Source organism: Desulfurispirillum indicum S5 (assembly GCF_000177635.2).
GTDB classification, from domain to species: domain Bacteria; phylum Chrysiogenota; class Chrysiogenetes; order Chrysiogenales; family Chrysiogenaceae; genus Desulfurispirillum; species Desulfurispirillum indicum.
This window is the reverse complement of the sequence record NC_014836.1, coordinates 268517-288392: the sequence shown is the minus strand read 5'-3', so window position 1 is coordinate 288392 and position 19876 is coordinate 268517. Positions and strand designations below refer to the sequence as shown.

At 57.1% G+C, this 19876-nt stretch carries 19 protein-coding genes; 11 read left to right on the top strand and 8 right to left on the bottom strand.

Annotation, left to right across the window (positions count from 1 at the left end; translation table 11 throughout):
• The first annotated feature begins 2 nt into the window (after nucleotides 1–2).
• Both dprA and SELIN_RS01280 read left to right on the top strand, forming a co-directional pair.
• Nucleotides 3–1067, top strand: coding sequence for a DNA-processing protein DprA (gene dprA, locus SELIN_RS01285; protein ID WP_013504896.1), 1065 nt, complete (start codon nucleotides 3–5; stop codon nucleotides 1065–1067).
• Nucleotides 1064–1540: a DUF494 family protein gene (locus tag SELIN_RS01280; RefSeq protein ID WP_013504895.1), complete on the top strand. Its 477-nt coding sequence runs from the start codon at nucleotides 1064–1066 to the stop codon at nucleotides 1538–1540. Before dprA ends, SELIN_RS01280 begins: the two co-directional genes overlap by 4 nt.
• Before the next feature lie 69 nt (nucleotides 1541–1609).
• Here the strand turns inward: SELIN_RS01280 and aroE are convergent, their stop codons facing one another.
• From aroE to SELIN_RS01265, 3 genes are all read right to left on the bottom strand, one after another.
• A complete protein-coding gene (gene aroE, locus SELIN_RS01275) occupies nucleotides 1610–2461 on the bottom strand; it encodes a shikimate dehydrogenase (protein WP_013504894.1) in 852 nt (283 codons plus the stop codon).
• Nucleotides 2455–3252: a hypothetical protein gene (locus SELIN_RS01270; RefSeq protein WP_013504893.1), complete on the bottom strand. Its 798-nt coding sequence runs from the start codon at nucleotides 3250–3252 to the stop codon at nucleotides 2455–2457. Before SELIN_RS01270 ends, aroE begins: the two co-directional genes overlap by 7 nt.
• Before the next feature lie 151 nt (nucleotides 3253–3403).
• Complete coding sequence (locus tag SELIN_RS01265; RefSeq protein WP_013504892.1) at nucleotides 3404–4912, bottom strand: HD domain-containing protein; 1509 nt, start codon at nucleotides 4910–4912, stop codon at nucleotides 3404–3406.
• A gap of 168 nt (nucleotides 4913–5080) precedes the next feature.
• On the opposite strand from SELIN_RS01265, the gene SELIN_RS13650 reads away from it, so the two are divergent.
• Nucleotides 5081–7459: a TIGR03545 family protein gene (locus SELIN_RS13650; RefSeq protein WP_013504891.1), complete on the top strand. Its 2379-nt coding sequence runs from the start codon at nucleotides 5081–5083 to the stop codon at nucleotides 7457–7459.
• 17 nt (nucleotides 7460–7476) lie between these two features.
• Here the strand turns inward: SELIN_RS13650 and SELIN_RS01255 are convergent, their stop codons facing one another.
• Nucleotides 7477–8151, bottom strand: coding sequence for a M48 family metallopeptidase (locus SELIN_RS01255; protein ID WP_013504890.1), 675 nt, complete (start codon nucleotides 8149–8151; stop codon nucleotides 7477–7479).
• The gene (gene nadA, locus SELIN_RS01250) at nucleotides 8151–9071 is read right to left on the bottom strand and encodes a quinolinate synthase NadA (RefSeq protein ID WP_041726277.1); all 921 of its coding nucleotides are present in this window, start codon (nucleotides 9069–9071) and stop codon (nucleotides 8151–8153) included. The genes SELIN_RS01255 and nadA overlap by 1 nt, the downstream gene beginning before the upstream one ends.
• A 245-nt stretch (nucleotides 9072–9316) precedes the next feature.
• Here nadA and SELIN_RS01245 point away from each other — a divergent pair, with 245 nt between their 5' ends.
• The 8 genes from SELIN_RS01245 to SELIN_RS15555 all read left to right on the top strand — a co-directional run bounded on the left by SELIN_RS01245 (nucleotide 9317) and on the right by SELIN_RS15555 (nucleotide 17091).
• Nucleotides 9317–11752 (top strand): ATP-dependent Clp protease ATP-binding subunit, encoded by a 2436-nt coding sequence (locus SELIN_RS01245; protein WP_013504888.1) that lies wholly within the window; start codon nucleotides 9317–9319, stop codon nucleotides 11750–11752.
• 16 nt (nucleotides 11753–11768) lie between these two features.
• Entirely contained in the window at nucleotides 11769–12062 is a 294-nt protein-coding gene (locus SELIN_RS01240; protein WP_013504887.1) for a nucleotidyltransferase family protein, read from the top strand.
• Nucleotides 12055–12423, top strand: a complete 369-nt coding sequence (locus tag SELIN_RS01235; RefSeq protein ID WP_013504886.1) for a HepT-like ribonuclease domain-containing protein — start codon at nucleotides 12055–12057, stop codon at nucleotides 12421–12423. The genes SELIN_RS01240 and SELIN_RS01235 overlap by 8 nt, the downstream gene beginning before the upstream one ends.
• Before the next feature lie 711 nt (nucleotides 12424–13134).
• A complete protein-coding gene (galU, locus tag SELIN_RS01230) occupies nucleotides 13135–14001 on the top strand; it encodes a UTP--glucose-1-phosphate uridylyltransferase GalU (RefSeq protein ID WP_013504885.1) in 867 nt (288 codons plus the stop codon).
• 241 nt (nucleotides 14002–14242) lie between these two features.
• Entirely contained in the window at nucleotides 14243–15229 is a 987-nt protein-coding gene (locus SELIN_RS01225; RefSeq protein WP_013504884.1) for an Rpn family recombination-promoting nuclease/putative transposase, read from the top strand.
• Between the two features lie 41 nt (nucleotides 15230–15270).
• Complete coding sequence (locus SELIN_RS01220) at nucleotides 15271–16200, top strand: Rpn family recombination-promoting nuclease/putative transposase (protein WP_013504883.1); 930 nt, start codon at nucleotides 15271–15273, stop codon at nucleotides 16198–16200.
• A 260-nt stretch (nucleotides 16201–16460) separates the two neighbouring features.
• Complete coding sequence (locus SELIN_RS01215) at nucleotides 16461–16700, top strand: DUF4351 domain-containing protein (RefSeq protein ID WP_041725865.1); 240 nt, start codon at nucleotides 16461–16463, stop codon at nucleotides 16698–16700.
• A gap of 130 nt (nucleotides 16701–16830) precedes the next feature.
• Entirely contained in the window at nucleotides 16831–17091 is a 261-nt protein-coding gene (locus SELIN_RS15555) for an Rpn family recombination-promoting nuclease/putative transposase (protein ID WP_083805865.1), read from the top strand.
• A gap of 221 nt (nucleotides 17092–17312) precedes the next feature.
• Here SELIN_RS15555 and SELIN_RS01210 read toward each other — a convergent pair whose 3' ends face one another.
• From SELIN_RS01210 to SELIN_RS01200, 3 genes are read right to left on the bottom strand one after another with little or no spacing between them, the layout of a single operon-like run.
• Nucleotides 17313–17507, bottom strand: a complete 195-nt coding sequence (locus tag SELIN_RS01210; RefSeq protein ID WP_013504881.1) for a DUF6447 family protein — start codon at nucleotides 17505–17507, stop codon at nucleotides 17313–17315.
• A gap of 5 nt (nucleotides 17508–17512) precedes the next feature.
• Nucleotides 17513–18286, bottom strand: a complete 774-nt coding sequence (locus SELIN_RS01205) for a hypothetical protein (protein WP_013504880.1) — start codon at nucleotides 18284–18286, stop codon at nucleotides 17513–17515.
• Nucleotides 18287–18298: 12 nt separating this feature from the next.
• Entirely contained in the window at nucleotides 18299–19834 is a 1536-nt protein-coding gene (locus SELIN_RS01200; RefSeq protein ID WP_013504879.1) for a methyltransferase regulatory domain-containing protein, read from the bottom strand.
• Between the last annotated feature and the right edge of the window lie 42 nt (nucleotides 19835–19876).

Below are 19876 nucleotides of genomic sequence, written 5' to 3'. Positions count from 1 at the left end.
CCATGCGCGATTACTTCACCTGCTTTGCCCTCCGGGAGCACCTGGGGAGTACAATATACCGCCAGGAGACTCCGGCGGGCTCCCTGGATCTCACCGCCCTGGCCCGGGAAGTGCTTTCCCCGTCAGTACGCGCCCGCCTGCAAAAGGACTATGAAGCCGAGCGCCAGCTGCTCAGCCGCGTCGCAGACGCCTGGGTGGTGAGCCTGAGCGATGACGACTACCCCAGGCACCTGCGCCATATCCCCGATCCGCCCCTGATTCTCTATGGGCGCGGCACGCTGCCACCCACACCGGCCCTGGCCGTAGTGGGCTCCCGTGGCCCCACGGCCTACGGCAAGGAGGCCACCCGCTCCATCGCCAGCGACCTTGCCCGCAACGGCATGTGCATCGTCAGCGGACTGGCGCGGGGCATTGATGCCATCGCCCATGAGGCGGCCCTGGGCACGGCAGGGAACACCATCGCGGTCATGGGCTGCGGTATCGAACGGGTCTATCCGGCGGGGAACCGCCGCCTGGCCCAGCAGATCGTCAATCAGGGTGGAGCGGTGATAACCGAATTCGCACCCGGGTCAGCAGTTCAACCCTTTAACTTTCCCCGCCGCAATCGCATCATCAGTGGTATGAGCCTGGGAGTGCTGGTGGTGGAAGCCGCCCTGAAGAGCGGCACCATGATCACCGCCCGTCTGGCCCTCAACCAGGGGCGGGAGGTCTTTGCCGTTCCAGGCAGCATCTTTTCGGCCAAATCGGCCGGCTCCCACTGGCTTCTTCAGCAGGGAGCCCATCTGGCTGCTTCGGCTCTGGATATTGCCAATGAGCTCTCCCTGCCTTCGCTGGCTGCTCTTTTCGCTCCAGAAAATACCAGCCATATCGAAGATCAGACCACCAGCGCGGAACAACGGAAAATTTTATCTCTGCTACGGGATCAGGGGGCCATGGGTGCGGAAGAGCTGCGACAGGGCAGTGGGCTGGAAGGCCCTTTTTTTCTGGAAGTTCTTGCGGAACTGGAGCTGTTGGGCTATATATCTCACAACTCAGGGAGGTATTATCTTGAGAGGGGGACCACATGAGCACAAGTAACAAGCACACCCAACTGGCACAGACCATCGTCAATATGCTGATGATTGAAGAGCGCAGCCTGAGCGATGTCGATGCGATATATGATGTGATGGAGACCCTGGGACACCGTGAAGAGGATATCGGAGCCGCAGTGAGCTTCCTGGAATCCATCCCCAGCCACTCAGCCGGTCTGATTTACCGCTCTGGACAGGGGATTACCTATCCCAGCAAAAGTATCGGCAAGATTCTCAATGCCGAAGCCAAGAACATTCTCTCGCTCATGGAGCAGTTCAATGTTCTGGACAACCACACCATCGAGGACATTCTCGACCGTGTGGAAATGGCCTCCTTTGAAAAGGGCGATGCCCTGGATCTGGACGAAATGAAGGGCATCATCAATCATGTGATTCTCGACAATATCACCCTGGGGGTGGAGGACATGGTACGCATGGCCAATGAACCCTGGGGCACTGCCTTACACTGACCACCTGAGATCAAAGAAAAAGCCGGATCGCTTCTGCGATCCGGCTTTTTTTCTTTCCACAGCTCACCGTCACTCGGCAAACCACTTATTGGCGGCTGCCTCGTCCAGGGCGCGACGCACCGCACTCACCGGACACTTGAAACCGGTAAAGAGCTCAAAGGCGATCAGGGCCTGCCACAGCAGCATGCCCTTGCCGTTGCAGCAAGGCACATTGGCCTTCCAGGAAATTTCCATATGAATGGTGCGCGCCGGCGCGTAGACAATATCATAAAAATAGGCTGCCCCTTTCAGCTGCTGCGCGCTGAAGAGCTGCGTGCGATCGTCCTTCATGCCAGCGCTGGTGGTATTGACCACGATGCTTCCTTCCATGGAAGGAAGCTCGCTGACGGCACTGACCCGAGCATCAGCGGCATCATGGGCTAATCGACGCGCCTTCTCAGGGGAGCGATTATACACCAGCACCGAGTGGACGGCGTTTTGCAGCAGCGCGTGCACAATGCCCCGTGCCGCGCCCCCGGCACCCAGGATCACCACCCGGGCACCCTCCAGGATCATGCCGCTCTCTTCCACCAGGCTGCGGCAGAAGCCATTGCCATCGGTATTGTAGCCCCACAGGCCGTTCTCCCGGCAGACAACCGTATTGACCGCTCCACAGCTGCGGGCGGTGGGGTCCAGAAAGTCCACCAGGGCGGCTGCCGACTCTTTCCATGGAACGGTGATATTCAAGCCACGCACAGCACCGCCACGGCAGGCCGCCAGCAGACCACGCAGCGTGGCCTCGTCACGGGCGGGCAGCGCCACATAGGTACCACCGTAGCCGCTGTGGCGAAACATGGCATTGTGCAGCACCGGGCTGAGGGAATAGGAAGTGTCCTTGCCCACGATGCCAAAAACCTGCATCTGGGGAGATGTCTTCAGCACGGCGGACCCTCGCTGCTGTTTGTGCCCACCACATCTTCAATGCTGGCCATGAAATACACCGGGTCAAAGGAAGGAGGCAGACTGTCGTGGATGATGAAATACATATACACCGCATGCAGAGCGCCAAAGCGATAGAACAGATCACTGAAGAGGCGCTGGAACCATGAAGGCTGATGACGTCGCAGCCCCAGCTTGCTCTTGGCGGCTCCGAAAAGATAGCCATAGGTGGCGCCCACGATAAGTTGCTCTTTTTTCAGGCGACCTTTTTCCACCAGGTCACGGGAGAGGCGCACGGCATCGCGAATGGAGCGTCCAAGAGAAATGGCCAGCTGACGACTGATCTGGCTGGTGCCCTGGGGAGCGGCACACAGCAGGCGGTATTTTTCGTCGAGAATCGCGTGGGCCTTGGCCAGATGCAGGGAGATATGCCCGCTGACCGTCGGGCGATAAAACACGTGATCACTGAGGTGCACAAAAAGCCGACGGCGAGTGACCAGGTTGACAAAGCGATCGATGACATCCTTGAAGGAGAAGAAGGGCATGGTGATCAGGGGAACCGTTACCAGCAGTGTCACCAGGGTACCAAGGCTCAGCATCATGGTACGGCGACGCAGCACCATGCCCTCGAAGAGGCCGAAGAGCAGAGCGGAGAAGCCCAGCAGAACCACCAGCGCCAGCACCAGAATATTCAGCAGGTATACGGCAATAAACCCACGCCCGGTGCGGCTGCTGAAAAGCGCCACCAGGAAACGCAGTGTTTCGCGCAGACGGAAAAGAATATGGGATGCCATGGCTTTGATCCTTCCGTATTTTTCCAGGGGATTCTTGCTTCAGAGAAAAGCACCAGGAAAGAAACCTGGTTATGCTAGCACCACAAGACACTTTGCGCAACCGAAAGCGACTGTTGGCAAGATTGCTGCGCCCATGCAACCTGAGATCAGCTCAGCGTTCTGGGGCTCCATAGGCAGGGAACAGGGCCCGCAGACGCCTGGCGGCTTCAGCAGAGTCCATGGCCGGTTCGGTGTCCTGCATCTCCAGAAGGGCCTGCAACACCTCTCCCACCCAGGGGCCCGCCGTGCTGTTGCCAAACACCTCCATGATCTGGCGCCCATTGAGCACCGGGCGCCCGATGGGCGTGCCAAGGGACGCGGCCTGGGCTTCAAGACCCTCCAGACGTTGTTCCAGGCTCGCCAGCTGACTCAGAACAGGTGCCAGCTGTTCATCGGCCTGCCCCTTGGCCAGGATATCGCAGTGGCTGAGGGCAAAAACCGACCGCCACTGGACGCCTTCTTCAGCCATACGGCGCAGAAAGCGACGCAATGCCGGATCTTTGGCATCCTTCAGCCCCGAAGGCAGCATATGGGCACGCACCAGGGCACAGAGTGATTCGCAGAAACGCCTTCCAAGACACAGCCAGATACACAGGCTTTGCACCATGTGGGCACTGGTGTGCTCGTGAGCGTGATAGGTGCGACCCACCCCTTCCTTTTCGCCCCACAGGGGGCGGTAGCGCTTGCCCACATCGTGCAGCAAAGCAGCCGCCTGCAGCAAGGCCAGGGTTTGTCTATCGGCATCGGCCTGCTGCCCACCCATGCACGCCATGGCGGCAATACTGTGCTGCCACAGGTTCAGCGCGTGGTGTCCATTGCCCTGATCCATATCCCAGGAGGCCAGCTGCTCCACCAGCTCTCCCTCACCTTGGGATGCCAGCAGCAGCGCGTCCAGAACACCACAGTCATGCAGCAGCTCCATGGCCCGGCTCCCCCGGGGATGCGACCACATGGCCAGCAGCTCCTGGCCGATTCTCTCGGGGCTGGTGCACCGGACAAGCCGCTGCTGCAGCTGCCGATCATCCATCAGACACCTGGTTTGCGCTTCGACAGCAAAGCCGGTGGTGGCATGGAAGCGGGCAATGCGCAGCAGGCGCAGGGGATCGTCCCAAAGGTTACAGCGACGGGCACCGGGCACCCGCAGCAGGCCACGGCGCAGGTCATCGAGCCCCTGGCCGGTGCGATCTTCCACCGTCGCAGTGGCCGGATCGTAAAAGAGGGCGTTAATGGTCAGATCGCGCCCCGCAGCATCCTGGCGCAAAGCTTCATCGAGACTTTCCCCATCGCCAGTGGCCAGGGTTCCCAGATCGACTTCAAAGCGCTCCCCCGAAGGCAGTGACAGGCAGACCCTGACCGTACGCGCCATCCGGGCCTGAGCCGGCTTTGGCTCGATGATATGCCGGGAACCGTACCCCCGCTGCTGCAGCCGTTCAGCGAACGCCTCGGCATCCATGTTCAGCAGCAGGACGTCCATATCACTGGTGACGATCCCCCGCAGGTGGTCGCGTACCCAGCCACCGGCTATGCGCACACCATGGCCACCAAGGGAGGTGCCGATCTCCTGCAGGGTCTGCAAAAGCCACTGTTCGTCATGGGAGGGGGAAAGGGAGCATGTTTTCACGTCTACCTCCTGGCAGGCTATCAGGGGATGACCACCCGGAAGCGTCTTCCCGGCTTGACCCGTTTTGCTGCCTGGAATATAACAGTTTACTGAAAAGGCCTCATCTGAAGTGTTGCCGCGTAATATTGCGTAATTTGTTATTTTAGCATAGACAAGGGGGTCACATCCATGTTTGAAATCCTCGGCCGCGCCCTGGCTGCCTTTAACTCCAAAGCCCGCCCCTGGCAGATCAGCCTGGCGGTTGCCCTGGCTCTCATTCCCGGCCTCTCGCCCTTCTTCACCCTTCATAACCTGTTTGTCTTCTTCCTCGCCTTTTTCCTCAATATCAACATCGGTGTCTTTTTCGTGGCCGTGGCTGTCTTCTCCGGCATCGCCTACCTCCTTGATCCGCTCATGGAAATGGCTGGCTACAGCATCCTGACCCTCCCCGCCCTGGAAGCAACCTGGACGGCCTGGTACAACAACCCCTGGATGGGCCTGACCCGCTTCAACAACTCCCTGGTCATCGGCTCCCTGGCTCTTGCCATGGCCCTTTTCCTTCCCGCCTGGCTGATCTTTCACGCCATCGTCAAACTCTACCGTGGCCCCATCTCGCGATTCACGGAGAAGGTTCCCGTGGTGCGCCTCTTTCTGGCTTACGACACCAGTTTTGACCAGCTGAAAAAGCCGCTGCCCATCCGCTGGATCGGAGCCCTGGTCTATGTGGTCATCATCGGTGGCATCAGCCTGTTTATACTGGTCTTCATGGATCCCCTGGTAAAAAAGGGCCTGGAAATTGGCCTGAGCCGCGCCGCCGGAGCCTCCGTGGAAATCGATTCCCTGGATACTTCCCTGAATCCCCTGGCCCTGGAGATCCGCGGCCTCCAGGTTCCCGACAAAACCGACGCCATGCGCAATCTGGCCCAGGCGGAGCGCATCGCCCTGCGCATAGACTCGGGACATCTGCTGCAGCGGCGCTTCTTGCTGGACGAAGTGGTGGCCAGCGGCGTCGCCCTGGACCAGCCCCGCCAGTCTCCCGCCCGCATCCTGGAGCCAGCGCCAAAGCCCCCCGCGACGGAACCATCGGCAGCGCAGACCTTCGTGGCCGATGTATCCCAACGCCTGCCCGAGCCACGGGATGTGGTGCGTCAGGAGACCCTGCACACCCGCACGGAAGGGCAGCGCATCGAACAGCGCCTGGAGGAGATTGAAAACAAATGGCAGGATCTGCCCCTGGGCCGCCCCGATATGCAGCCCTACCAGGAGCGCTTCCGGGAACTCGAACAACAGGCCCGAACCATCCGCAGCGAGAGCGAGCTGCGCCAGCTGCTGGAGGAGGCACGCACCCTGCAACGGGAAATGCGCGTTGAGGTCGACCAGTACGAAGCCCTCCTGCGCGACCTGGCCCGCGACCGCGACGAGGCCCGCCAGCTCATCAGAGCGTTGCAGGCACTCCCCGGCGATGATTTTGACGCCCTGCGCGAGAAGTACTCCTTTGACGCCGATGGCGCCTTTGAACTGGCGGGAACCCTCCTGGGCGAAGACGTGCAGGAGAACCTGGAAAACCTGCGGGAGTGGTACTATCGCCTTTCCCCCTATGTGGAAAAGCTGCGCCAGCGCTCCGCCCAGCGCGAAGAGCAGGCCGGCAGCAAGCCTTCGCGCGGTGAAGGGCGCATTGTCCACTTCACCCTGTACGACCCCAAACCCGGCTGGCTCATCGCCAACGCAGCGCTGGATATCACCACCGGCAGCGGCAACCAGTTTGCCGGAAGACTGCAGGGCATGACCGACAACCAGCGCGTCACCGGCAGACCCATGGAGGCCTTCCTGCAGTCCAGCCGTGTCAGCGGCTACGACTCCCTGCGCATCGATTGGGTCAGCGAGCGCCGTCAGGCTGAGCCCCTGGATACCCTGAATATTACCCTGCGTGGCTATGAAAAGAGCGGTTCCCGGGTTGACCGCCTTTTCATGAGCCCCAGCCGCCTGCAGACCGATATGCGCATCGACATCACCAGCGGCGGCACTCTCAGCGGACGCGGCGTACTGCACTTTCTGGACGCCAGGCTCGGCCTGGAAAACCCCGGCAATGAACTGGAACGCATCATCCACCGCACCCTGGACAGCGTCAGCCAGTTCGACGTGGATATGCGTCTCTCGGGGCGTTTCACCAGCCCGAGGGTCAGCCTCTCCACCGACCTGGACCGCCAGCTGAGCAACCGTTTCCGCGCCGAACTTGACGAACAGCGACGCCTGTTTGAACAGCGCCTGAAAGCGGAGCTGGAGCAGCTGGCCACGGAGATGATCCGCAATTCCGGCATCAGCGAAAAAGAGCTTGAAGAGCTGCAGGCGGTGCTGCGCGGCGACATCTCCACTCTGCAGGCCCTGGAGCAGCGAGTGGGTACGGACCTCTCTGAAAAGGCGTTAAAGGCCCGCCTGGACGCAGAACTACAGCGCCTTTCCGATGAACAGAGGCGACAGCTGGAAGAGGAAAAGAAAAAACTGGAGCAGGAACTGCGGGATCAGATCAGGGATGAGGGGCAGCGCCTGCTGCGGGGCCTGCAGCGGTAGCAGGATTTTCGGCAGGGCTACGCGAACACCAGATTATAGGACTTCAGATAGGCCCGGGCTTCTTCCACCCGGGAGCTGTGACGCTGAACCAGGGTCCAGAATTCGGCGCCGTGGTTGAGGTGTCTGCGGTGGGCCAGTTCGTGGACGACCACGTAATCCAGCACAAAAGGCGGCATGGTGACCAGCTTCCAGTTGAAGTTCAGGTTGCCCCGTGAGGAGCAGCTGCCCCAGCGGGTGGACTGGTCCTTGACCCGGATGGCTTCATAGCTCACGCCCATTTCACGGGCGTAGTGGCTGCAGCGCCCGAATATATGGCTTTTGGCCTGCTGACGATACCAGGCGGCCACCTGCTCTCCCAGGCTCCGGTTCCCACCGAGGGCGGGAATCACCACCAGTTTCTCCGCGCGAATCCCCACGCTGCCACGCAGGCAGGCGCCGCAAGAGCGTTCCAGCTCGTACCACTGCCCAAGATAGGGCACCTGGGAGCCGGGCTCCCAGGTGATGTGACGCATATGGCGGCTGAGTTCTTCGAAGGTTTGCTGCAGGTGGTCCCAGTGGGTCTGCACGAAGAGATCAATGGCGGCGGCTGGCGTCCGCACAGGCGCGGTAACGCGAATGCCCTCGGGGGAAACGCGAGCCCTGATACAACGTGCGCCACGGTGGCGCGAGATGGTCAGGTGCTCGGAACGCATCAGGCGTTGCGGGGGATAGCGATCATCTTTTCCACCGCCGCCCGCGCCTTCAGGCGTATCTCCTCGGGGACCGTGATGATGTTCTCCATGGTTTCCAGGGAGCGGATGATGCTGTCCAGAGTAGTCATCTTCATGTTGGGGCAGAGCAGGCGGCGCGAAGCAATATAAAATTTCTTGTCGGGATTATCCTTGCGCAGCTGGTACAGCACTCCCATCTCGGTGGCGATGATGAATTCCCGCGCACTGCTCTGCCGGGCGTAGGGGGACATGCCGCTGGTGGAGCAGATGTGATCGGCCAGGGCCAGCACTTCCGGCGCACACTCGGGGTGGGCAATCACCTCGGCGTCGGGATACAGGGCCTTGACCTCTTCCACATCGGCCGCGTTGACGCGATCGTGGGTAGGGCAGTAGCCGCTGTACCACTTGATATCCTTTTCGGGAAAGTGGCGCGCTGCAAACTTGGCCAGGTTCTTATCGGGAATCATGAGGATCTTGTCGTTTTCAATACTCTCGATGACCTTCAGCATATTGCCCGAGGTGCAGCAGATATCGGAGTACGCTTTCACTTCCGCCGAGCTGTTCACATAGCAGACCACGGTATAGCCGGGATATTCATCCCTGAGGGCCAGCAGTTTCTCCTTGGTGATCATGTCGGCCATGGGGCAGCCGGCCTGTATGGCGGGCAGAATCACGGTTTTTTCAGGGGAGAGGATGTAGACGCTTTCTGCCATGAAGTGCACTCCGGCGAAGACGATCACCGGAGCGTCGGTCCTGGTAGCTTCGATGGAGAGGCCAAGGCTGTCGCCGGCAAAGTCGGCAATGGCCTGCACTTCATCGCGCTGATAGTAGTGCGCCAGCAGGACGGCGTTTCGCTCCTTGAGCAGTTCACGGACCCGCTGCTGTTTTTCCTGTATGGACATGGTCATAGGTATAACTCCCGTATGTTTTCATGGGGCCCCGCAAGGTTTCAGGCGGCCATGCGGGCACCTGGAGCAGACACGACCGGGCAGGGGCGACGCCCGTTTTCCAGCAGCAAGTTATACCCCATGTGCCACCCCTTGACAAGGGAGGCACCAGCACAGATCTCCGAATCAGTTGACACTATCGCCCCGCAGGGTATACTCCCATTTGGCTGGCAACGGCACTTCACAACAGGAGACAGGGTATGTTCGAGCAGTTCACCGAAAGAGCCAGGCGTATCATTATCATTGCCCGCCAGGAGGCCGCGCGCCTGCAGCAGGGCTCCATATCCACCGAACACCTGCTGCTGGGCATCATCAAGGACAACGGCGGCATCGGCGTCAATGTCATCAAGCGCATGGGCATCAACATCAACATCCTGAAGCTGGAGATAGAAAAATACCTGCCCATCGGCCGCAACACCATCATGGATGCCGACATCCCCTTCAGCGCCCAGTCCAAGAAGGTACTGGAGTACGCGGTGGAAGAGGCCAAACTCACCAATCAGAACTATGTGGCCGACGAACATATTCTCATCGGCCTGATGCGCGAACAGAAAGGCAAAGCCTACGATATCCTCAGCGCCATGGGCCTCTCGCTGCCCCATATCCGCGAAGAGATCAACCGCGTCATCGCCGGTCGTCCCGACCTGGACAGCATGAACCGCACCATCCAGTCCCGCAAGGCCCCCACACCCACCCTGGATGAATTTGGCCGCGACCTCACCAAACTGGCCGCCGAAGGCCGGCTTGATCCCGTGATCGGCCGCGACAGCGTCATCGAGCGGGTCATCCAGGTGCTGTGCCGCCGCACCAAAAACAACCCCGTGCTCATTGGCGAGCCCGGCGTCGGCAAAACCGCCATCGCCGAAGGCCTGGCCCAGCGCATCGCCAGCCGGGATATCCCCGAAATTCTCGCCAGCAAACGCCTTATCAGCCTGAATCTGGGCATGCTGGTGGCTGGCACCAAGTACCGGGGCCAGTTTGAAGAGCGCATGAAAAATATCATGCGCGAGATCACCGAAAACGACAATGTCATCATCTTCATTGATGAAATCCATACCCTGATCGGCGCCGGCGCGGCCGAAGGCTCCATCGACGCCTCCAACATGCTCAAACCCAGCCTCTCCCGTGGCGAAATCCAGTGCATCGGCGCCACCACCCTGGCCGAATACCGCAAGTACTTTGAAAAGGACGCCCCCCTGGAGCGACGCTTTCAGACGGTACTGGTCAGCGAACCCTCCGACGACGACACCGTGGAAATCCTCAAGGGGCTGCGGGAGCGCTACGAAAAACACCACCACGTGCGCATCACCGATCCCGCCATCGTGGCCGCCATCAGCCTTTCCACCCGCTATATCACCAACAAGTTCCTGCCCGACAAGGCCATAGACGTCATAGACGAAGCCTGCGCCCGCGCCCGCATCTACAAGGTCATCCTGCCCGACAACCTCAAGAAGATGGAGAGCCGCTCCCAGCAACTGCGCGAAGAGCAGAAGGACGCCATCGGCAAGCAGGACTTCGAAACCGCCGCCAAACTGCGTGACGAGCAGGAAAAACTCATTATCCGGCTGGAGAAGGAGAAACTGGAGTGGAAGAAGGAGCAGGAGAAGATTGAACCCGTGATCGGTGAAGAGGACATCGCCAGCGTCGTCTCACTCATGACCGGCATCCCCCTGCAAAAACTCCAGGAGCGGGAAACCCAGAAGCTGCTCTCCCTGGAAGACGAACTGCACAAGCGCATGGTGGGGCAGGACGAAGGCGTCAAAGCCGTGGCCAAGGCCATCCGCCGCAGCCGCGTCGGCCTGCAGTCTGCCACCAAGCCCATCGGCGCCTTCCTCTTCCTCGGCCCCACTGGCGTGGGCAAAACCGAACTGGCCAAATCCCTGGCCGAACACCTCTTCGACAATGAAGACGCCCTGGTGCGCTTCGATATGAGCGAATACATGGAGAAACACTCCGTCTCCCGCCTGGTAGGCGCGCCTCCGGGCTACGTGGGCTACGAAGAAGGAGGCCAGCTGACAGAAAAAGTGCGCCGCCGCCCCTACAGCGTCATCCTGCTGGATGAAATCGAAAAAGCCCACCCCGAAATCTTCAACATCCTGCTGCAGATCTTCGACGATGGCCGCCTGACCGACTCCTACGGCCACGTGGTGGATTTTCGCAACACCATCATCATCATGACCTCCAACGCCGGAGCCCGCATGATTGGAGCCGACAAGCAGATGGGCTTCGGCAAGGACGCCACCCGCTCCCACAGCGTCATCGACTTCGACCGCATGAAGGAAAACGTCATGGGTGAAGTGCGCCGCATCTTCAGCCCCGAACTCATCAACCGCATCGACGAAATCGTCGTCTTCCACCCCCTGGAAGAGAGCCACCTGCGTCAGATCCTGCACCTGCTGCTGGAAACCATGAACCGACGCCTCAAGGATCGCCAGCTGCGCCTGCAGCTGACCGACGAAGCCTGCGACTTCCTGCTGCAGAAGGGCTACGACAAAATCTACGGCGCCAGACCCCTCAAGCGGGTCATGCAGAAATTCGTGGAAGACACCCTGGCCGAAGAACTGCTGCGAGGCAAATTCAAAAACCGCAAAAACCTGAAAATCACCGTGGAAAATGACCAGGTGAAGTTCAAGTAGGAATGGAGCGTGTGCCTTGCAAAGCACGGATAAACTCCTGAAGACACTCCAGGACTTCAAGCAGAAGCATGCGCAGGAATACGGCCTGCTTGAAATTGGCCTCTTTGGCTCTGTCGCCCGTGGGGAATTGAAGGAGAGCAGCGATGTGGATGTGGTGATTCGTATCGAACGCCCGGATCTTTTCCTCTTGGCAGGGCTGAAGTCTGAACTTGAAGAAGTGCTCCAGTGCCCAGTGGATATCGTCACCTATCGCGAAAACATGAACCCTTTTCTCAAGCGAAGAATTGACAAAGAGGCTCTTTATGCGTGACCGGGAGCTGGTAGCGGAGGTATTACGCCAAATCGAAGAGGCGGCCAGCAAGATTTGCCTTCGGTTTGAGCCTGTTCACAGTATTTCCGATTTCACTGATAGCCCAGCAGGTATCGATAAACTTGATGCAATTTGCATGATGCTGATAGTCATCGGTGAGTCGCTGAAAAATCTCGATAAAATCACGGATGGTGAACTGCTGAAGCAATACCCTGAAGTAGACTGGAAAAGGGCAAAAGGCATGCGGGATATCATCGTCCATCACTATGTGGATATTAACGCTGATGCGATTTACTTTACCTGCAGGGACAAAATACCAATTCTGCTTGAGATAATCAGAAAAATGAAGACAGACTTATAGTAATAACTGAAGTTTCACATCCCCGAAACGGCAGTTTGTCAGCGCTGACCCTGATGTCATGCTGCAATGGCCGAAATGGTTCTACACAGACTGCGTTGCTTGACATTATCCTCACCATGTATACGAGTTTCTTTTGCCACTTTTTACCCGCAAAAAGTGGCTGGGAAGCGGCCCCCAGTGCTGTCCTTTTCAGCCGTCCGCTTGCCTGGAACTGGGGACCGCAAACAACCGCCCTCCATGGCTTTTGGTTTGCGGTTGCCGCCGTCGTGGCGGCAACCCTGCGGGTCCATAGCGTTCCAGTCGGCGCGTCCTGGCTGGGCCAGCACACGGGGGAAAGGCAGAAGCAGGCCGTTCCCCCCTGAGCCCGTCCGGTGAGTGCGACGCCTGGCTGGCAAGACCCGAACGGGACACTCACAGGAAGTGAGTGGTCCGGCAGCACTGCAGGGAGGCAGTGTCTGCCGGATCTCCAGAACAGGCGAGCAGGCGATCCGCAAAAACGGGCGTTCGGGGGGCGCGTTTTTGTGTCCTTTTTGCGCGGTCAAAAAGGACAATATCCGGAGACGAAAAATAGAATACCAGATAAGTCAAGCATTCAAAATCAATACGGTTTCCGCGAGATAAACGCCAATATAACAACAACTTAACTCAAGGCAACAAGGTGCGAAAGTTGAGTAATAACCCTAAATGTCCCACACAAGGAGCGAGCCCACGATGAAAGTACGCAAAGCCGTTTTACCCGTTGCGGGCCTTGGCACCCGCTTTCTGCCCGCCACCAAGGCCATGCCCAAGGAGATGCTGCCCCTGCTGGACAAGCCCTTGATTCAGTATGTGGTGGAAGAAGCCGTGGCCTCGGGAATCGAGCAGATCATCTTCGTCACCGGTCGCAGCAAGCGCCCCATTGAAGACCACTTCGACAAGGACTACCGCCTGGAAACCCAGCTGCAGGAGTCCGGCAAAACCGAACTCCTCAAGATGGTCAGGGATATCACTGACATGGTGGAAATAGCCTATGTACGCCAGAAAGAGGCCCTGGGCCTGGGGCACGCCGTCCTGACCGCCAAAAACCTCGTGGGCAACGAACCCTTTGCCGTCATGCTGGGCGACGACATCATCCGCACCCCCTCCACCCCCGGCATCGGCCAGCTGGTGGAGCAGTTTAACCGCTACCAGGCATCCGTGCTGGCAGTAGAAAAAGTCCCCATGCAGCAGATCTCCTCCTACGGCTGCGTAGCCGCCAGCGAAATCGCCCCACGCACCTTTAAAGTCAGCGACATGGTGGAAAAACCCCCCGTGGCCGAAGCCCCCAGCGACCTTGCCATTATCGGCCGCTACATCCTGACCCCGGAGATATTCCCCATACTGGAGCAGACCCGCGCCGGCCGGGGCGGCGAAATCCAGCTGACCGACGCCATCAAGGCACTTGGCCACCAGCAGGACATCTACGCCTACCTCTTTGAAGGCAAACGCTACGACTGCGGCGACAAGCTGGAATATCTGAAAGCCACCGTGGAACTGGCCCTGATGCACCCGGAATTCGGCGAGCCACTGGGAGAATTTATTCGGAGCCTGAAGCTGTAGCCAGGCCGCTGTCTCCCATCTGCGACGCGGGAGTTGGAAGGGAAAAAGCAGGGCCTCACGCAAAGCTACCAAGCAGTCTGATGTTCCTGTGAATTATCGTCCAGGACGGGTGAATACATAGTGGAGGGGGGCTCATGTCGGCGAGAGATTCAGAAATCGTTATCATGGCGAAAGCGTCTTCCAGATGCTGACTCACAGAGAAAAACTTGCCTTCAAGGGCCTCTGAACCTATACTTCTTCCATGAGTAACGACAAAGTGAACAATCCTCACGATACATTTGTACAGGCTGTTCTGGAGCACGCGAATGTTGCCCAGGATTTGCTCCAGCATGAAATGCCAGCGCACATTGCTGAGGCTTTGGACTTTTCCACCCTGCAGCGCATTGAAACGACCTATGTCGATGATGACCTGAGAAAAACCTACAGTGACCGGGTATTCCTGGCCAACTTCAGGGATAGTGACAAGCAGGCATTCATCTACATGCTGTTTGAACACAAGAGTTACCCTGATGACTGGTGTAGTCTGCAGCTTCTCAAGTATATGAGTGCCCAGTGGCAGAAGTACCTTCGGGAGAACCCTCAGGCCACCAAGCTGCCGCCCATTATACCGCTGGTGCTGTACCATGGTGAGGACAGGTGGCGTCGCAAGGAGATTATTGACTTGCTTGATGTCAGCGATCCTGAGTCCATGGCACCCTACACACCGGTTTTTGACTACGTGCTGTGGGATGTGTCCCAGATGGATCAGCGGCGGCAGATATACCGGTCTGATACCAGTGCATTCTTGATGATCCTGCACCACGGTCGCCGGAAAAGTCTCAGGGAAATCCTGCCTACCGTTATGCTGCTGATTAACAACGCGAATCATGACAAGTGCACTACACTGGAACTTCTCCATCAGTTCCTGACCTACGCCGTAAGCGTCAATAGCGACATCGACGATCAAGCAATACAACGCTCGCTGGATGAAATACCTGAGCACAAGGAGGCTGTTATGAGCGCAGTCATTGAGAAATGGGAAGCAAGAGGGGAAGCAAGAGGGGAAGCAAGAGGGGTGCATAAGGGCCAGGCCCAAATCCTGTATACCCAGATTGAGCGCCGCTTTGGTTCTGTACCACCAGCGGTACATAAGCGCATTGCCCAGGCAACTGAGGAAGAGCTCTCCCGCTACGCCATTAACATTTTTGATGCCAAGACGGCTTTTGAAGTGGTGGAACTCTCTCTGTAGGGAGTGCCCCTCCCCCCCCTCCCCCCACACACACAGACTTCCTGGGGGGGGCAACTGCCGGTGTTGCCCAGGATTTGCTCCAGCATGAAATGCCAGCGCACATTGCTGAGGTTTTGGACTTTTCCACCCTGCAGCGTATTGAAACGACCTATGTCGATGATGACCTGAGAAAAACCTACAGTGACCGGGTATTCCTGGCCAACTTCAGGGATAGTGACAAGCAGGCGTTCATCTACATGCTGTTTGAACACAAGAGTTACCCTGATGACTGGTGTAGTCTGCAGCTTCTCAAGTACATGAGTGCCCAGTGGCAGAAGTACCTTCGGGAGAACCCACAGGCCACCAAGCTGCCGCCCATTATACCGCTGGTGCTGTACCATGGTGAGGACAGGTGGCGTCGCAAGGAGATTATTGACTTGCTTGATGTCAGCGATCCTGAGTCCATGGCACCCTACACACCGGTCTTTGACTACGTGCTGTGGGATGTGTCCCAGATGGATCAGCGGCGGCAGATATACCGGCCTGATACCAGTGCATTCTTGATGATTCTGCACCACGGTCGCCGGAAAAGTCTCAGGGAAATCCTGCCTACCGTTATGCTGCTGATTAACAACGCGAATCATGACAAGTGCACTACACTGGAACTTCTCCATCAGTTCCTGACCTACGCCATAAGCGTCAATAGCGACATCGACGATCAAGCAATACAACGCTCACTGGATGAAATACCTGAGCACAAGGAGGCTGTTATGAGCGCAGTCATTGAGAAATGGGAAGCAAGAGGGGAAGCAAGAGGGGTGCATAAGGGCCAGGCCCAAATCCTGTATACCCAGATTGAGCGCCGCTTTGGTTCTGTACCACCAGCGGTACATGAGCGCATTGCCCAGGCAACTGAGGAAGAGCTCTCCCGCTACGCCATCAACATTTTTGATGCCAAGACGGCTTTTGAAGTGGTGGACCTTTCTCTGTAGGGAGTATCTCTCCCCCCCACCTACTTGCGGGGGGGGGCAACTGTTGGAATACTGCCCCAAAGCAGCACTCACGGTGAGAATCTGGAGACTGTTCTGGTTGATGGAACCAACCCAAACCCGGTGGGGGGAGGGGGAGCCACGTCAGCAGGTACCCAGAATACATCTTCACAGTCAACCTTGGTTGCGGGGGATGCTTGAATAGTACCCACATGCCAATACAACGCTCACTGGATGAAATACCTGAGCACAAGGAGGCTGTTATGAGCGCAGTCATTGAGAAGTGGGAAGCAAGAGGGATACTCAAGGGCAGACAAGAGGGGATACAAGAGGGGATGCTCAAGGGCCAGGCTCAAATCCTGTATACCCAGATTGAGCGCCGCTTTGGTTCTGTACCACCAGCGGTGCATGAGCGCATTGCCCAGGCAACTGAGGAAGAACTCTCCCGCTACGCAGTCAACATTTTTGATGCCAAGACGGCTTTTGAAGTGGTAGATCTTTGATCCGAGCGAACCGGATTCAGAGGAATACGAGAAAACCAAAACCCAACAGGGATGTCCACGATAAATAGGATAGCTGGTAGTGTGCAGACTGTAGGGTGGATAAGCGCAGCGCATCCACCAATAAATTTGAATCCCTTGCCATCCAGGAACAGCACACCTGTATTTTCTGCAGGAACACAAAAGCACTCAGAACAGTGCGTCTCGTTATCAAATACTGCGCTACATGCTCAGGCGCTGGGAACGACATGTCAGTGAGAAGCGCAGCCTGCGTTTGCCACCTATTATTTCCCTGCTGCTTCACAATGGCAAGGACGGCTGGAAAGACAAGCGAATAGCTGATTTACTTCACCCCAACACCAGAGCTCTTTGCACCCTATACACCGCATTTTGAATATGAATTGCTGGATACTGGCAAGGTCAATCAGGATGATTTCGCTCCAAGGTGGTGCAATCGGCATCCTCTCATTGAAAGTAGCCACACAGGATGAAACCGCAGAGCACATTGGACATATCATCCAGTTGATTTTTGACATGGCCGAGCACTGTTATGTATCCTACACACAGCCACAGGTGCTTCTCTGAGCGGCCTGTGGCTGCCCTGGATAAGAAAGCTTACTTATCCAGCTCTTTTTGCAGGGCCTGCGCGTAAGCTGCGCGAGCAGTCTGGGCAATAGCAAGCTGCTGCTGCAGCTGAGCCATCTGCTGATCGGTAACCCGCAGGTTGGTGATCTGGTCACGTGCCCCTTCACTGAGTTCATCGAGATTGTAATTTTTGCCGTCAATGGTAATGGTCTGTTTTTCTGCCATGTATACTACTCCTTAGTGTGATAGACACCAGTAAGCTCAGCCAGCAATTTTGCCGCGTACACTCGCCTGGCAGTGTAGCATATTGCCAGCTGATTTTTCAGATTTATGATGTGGTTTTCCATAATCTGCTCTTTCGTAGCCGCATCGTGCAACGCCACCGTCTCGGTGATCGACTCAGGCGCCTGGGCGAAGCCAGTGAAGACGTCAGGCATATACTCCTGATCTGGCTGATAATTCCGGGCACACTTGACAGCGCAGCGGGCAAACTGAGGGTGCAGCTGAGCTGGTGTACCGGCGAACGCTCGCCGCCAGAGTCTGCCAATACCAGAGGCCAGCAGCAAGGTGGGTATGGCAAGGGCTCCGGTGGTGGTAAAAAAAGCACCCAGACTGCTGGGGGTCAGCTGCATATGGGTAAGTATCCAGTACCAGCCAAAGACTATAGGCACAAAGGCCAACAGGGCACCAGACCAGGCACTGCGCCACAGTGATGTCGTGGGCAGATAGATGACTGTATCCTGCAAAAGCCAGCTTTGGGCAAAGCTTGTGGTGATTTGCGAAGGGCTGAATCCTTTACCCATGAGCCTTGCCACTGCATCATCAGCACTGCTGCCTGGATGGAGTTGAGCAAGATGGCTCTCCATACTCAGCCGGGCACTGCGACTGGCCAACAGAATAAACAGGTACGGATCACCCTGGGCCTGACGCAGCAGTGTCTGCCGAAGCAGGTCATCTTGCCAGAGCTGCTGCAGAGGGATAAAGTTTTTTACCGAGTACACCATCGAACTGACAGCTTAGCCTACAGCCAAAGCTTTGAGCACCGGGAGGCGCTTTTCAGCGAACTCCTGAGCATTTCTGGAGAGCTCGGCAAGATTATCCTCGGTACTTTCCAGTGTTTTCCCCTCCTTGACAAGCTTCTGCCCCTGGGAGCCAAGTATCTGCCAGGCATACTGCGCCCATTGCTGAGGTTCGGTATGCCCCAGCCTTACCGCAAGTAAAAACAACTGATGAATACGATTCACAGGGACACCGCCACCGATAACCGGACTGGCAAGAAACGAAATTTCACTGCGACTGCGAGCCATATCACAAATGTGCTGGTTGAGCCTGTCTGTATATACTTGAGCTGTCTCAATCGTTTTTTCATCCTGGCATGCTGCCAGGCTTCCGCTTCCGCTCAGAACCAATACGGCCTGAACTATCTGGATCAGCGTGATATTTCTGCTGGCAAGGGCCTGTTCAATCTGCTGAATACTCCGAGGCTTCCAGTCACCAAGATATTCCAGTATAGGGCCATAAACACTTTCATTCATCACTGCCTCACCCAGAGCACCCTTAATTTTCAGGCTGATATCCTGGGGATGCTGAGTAAGAATCACCACGTGCTCGCGCAGTGCAGCAGCCTGTTCCAATGGTGCAAGACGACGCAAGCCTTTGCTCCAGTAGTCACGACGAAATTGCTGATTCATACAGAAGTCACGCACCATTTCCTTCATTATAGGATCATGGATTTTCGAAAGCAGCTGCTGCTGTTCAGAAGTGAGGTTAAGGGCATCAATATGATCGAGATAGTGGGCAGAACAGGCATAATCAAGCCTGGCTTCTTTGAGCTGCGCTGAGAGTTGCATGACACTCATGGGGAGCCAGTCACGGTTAAAATATTCGTGGGCAAGGTAATGACGATCCTGCTTCCCCATGTCTTCAAAACGCTTTGCAACAATAGGGTTCGCCTGAGCATACAGAGGGTTCGCAGCCATGAGATCCCTGGCAAAACCCATGGCCTGATCAATACGCGCTGCAATGGGAAGACCTGGAGCACCCATGCGGTTTGCATGGGTCGTAAGGAGCTCACGCCATGGAATCATGGCTGCCCAGCCCGGCTGCGAGTTATAACTTATATAAACAATGCCACCCGGTTTGAGCTTGCAGCGGATGAAATCAACAATAACCTGGCGATTGCTCTCATTAATCCAGCTCCAGATTCCATGCAAACCGATATAATCAAACAAGGGCAGCCCATCACGCCTTACATAGTCAGCAAAAGTATCATCGGCAAGGTGCACAGCGGCCCCACTTTGGGCGGCAAGATCCTGCGCAAAGGATACCTGAGCAGGATTAAAGTCCGTTCCAAACCACGGAATACCACTGGCTGCGCCGTGCAGGTTAATACTGACCCCCTGCCCAAAGCCCAGTTCACATGCGTTGTATATCTGCGGAGGCTGCAGCCCACTGTGCAAAAAGGCAAGCTGACATCGCCGAGGATTCAGTTCACCATAATATCCATACAAATATCCAATTTCTGCGACATATCCATCGGTCCAGGTAGTCATGCGGCAACTCCATAACCGGCTGCTGAAAAACCTCCATAAGCG

What these genes read in the sequence shown, in the direction of transcription:
- galU (WP_013504885.1), top strand. Translation starts at nt 13,135, where the DNA reads ATGAAAGTACGCAAAGCCGTTTTACCCGTTGCGGGCCTTGGCACCCGC.
- SELIN_RS13650 (WP_013504891.1), top strand. Translation starts at nt 5,081, where the DNA reads ATGTTTGAAATCCTCGGCCGCGCCCTGGCTGCCTTTAACTCCAAAGCC.
- SELIN_RS01235 (WP_013504886.1), top strand. Translation starts at nt 12,055, where the DNA reads ATGCGTGACCGGGAGCTGGTAGCGGAGGTATTACGCCAAATCGAAGAG.
- SELIN_RS01210 (WP_013504881.1), bottom strand. Translation starts at nt 17,507, where the DNA reads ATGGCAGAAAAACAGACCATTACCATTGACGGCAAAAATTACAATCTC.
- SELIN_RS01270 (WP_013504893.1), bottom strand. Translation starts at nt 3,252, where the DNA reads ATGGCATCCCATATTCTTTTCCGTCTGCGCGAAACACTGCGTTTCCTG.
- nadA (WP_041726277.1), bottom strand. Translation starts at nt 9,071, where the DNA reads ATGTCCATACAGGAAAAACAGCAGCGGGTCCGTGAACTGCTCAAGGAG.
- SELIN_RS01200 (WP_013504879.1), bottom strand. Translation starts at nt 19,834, where the DNA reads ATGACTACCTGGACCGATGGATATGTCGCAGAAATTGGATATTTGTAT.
- SELIN_RS01245 (WP_013504888.1), top strand. Translation starts at nt 9,317, where the DNA reads ATGTTCGAGCAGTTCACCGAAAGAGCCAGGCGTATCATTATCATTGCC.
- SELIN_RS01255 (WP_013504890.1), bottom strand. Translation starts at nt 8,151, where the DNA reads ATGCGTTCCGAGCACCTGACCATCTCGCGCCACCGTGGCGCACGTTGT.
- SELIN_RS01225 (WP_013504884.1), top strand. Translation starts at nt 14,243, where the DNA reads ATGAGTAACGACAAAGTGAACAATCCTCACGATACATTTGTACAGGCT.
- SELIN_RS01205 (WP_013504880.1), bottom strand. Translation starts at nt 18,286, where the DNA reads ATGGTGTACTCGGTAAAAAACTTTATCCCTCTGCAGCAGCTCTGGCAA.
- SELIN_RS01280 (WP_013504895.1), top strand. Translation starts at nt 1,064, where the DNA reads ATGAGCACAAGTAACAAGCACACCCAACTGGCACAGACCATCGTCAAT.
- dprA (WP_013504896.1), top strand. Translation starts at nt 3, where the DNA reads ATGCGCGATTACTTCACCTGCTTTGCCCTCCGGGAGCACCTGGGGAGT.
- SELIN_RS01215 (WP_041725865.1), top strand. Translation starts at nt 16,461, where the DNA reads ATGAGCGCAGTCATTGAGAAGTGGGAAGCAAGAGGGATACTCAAGGGC.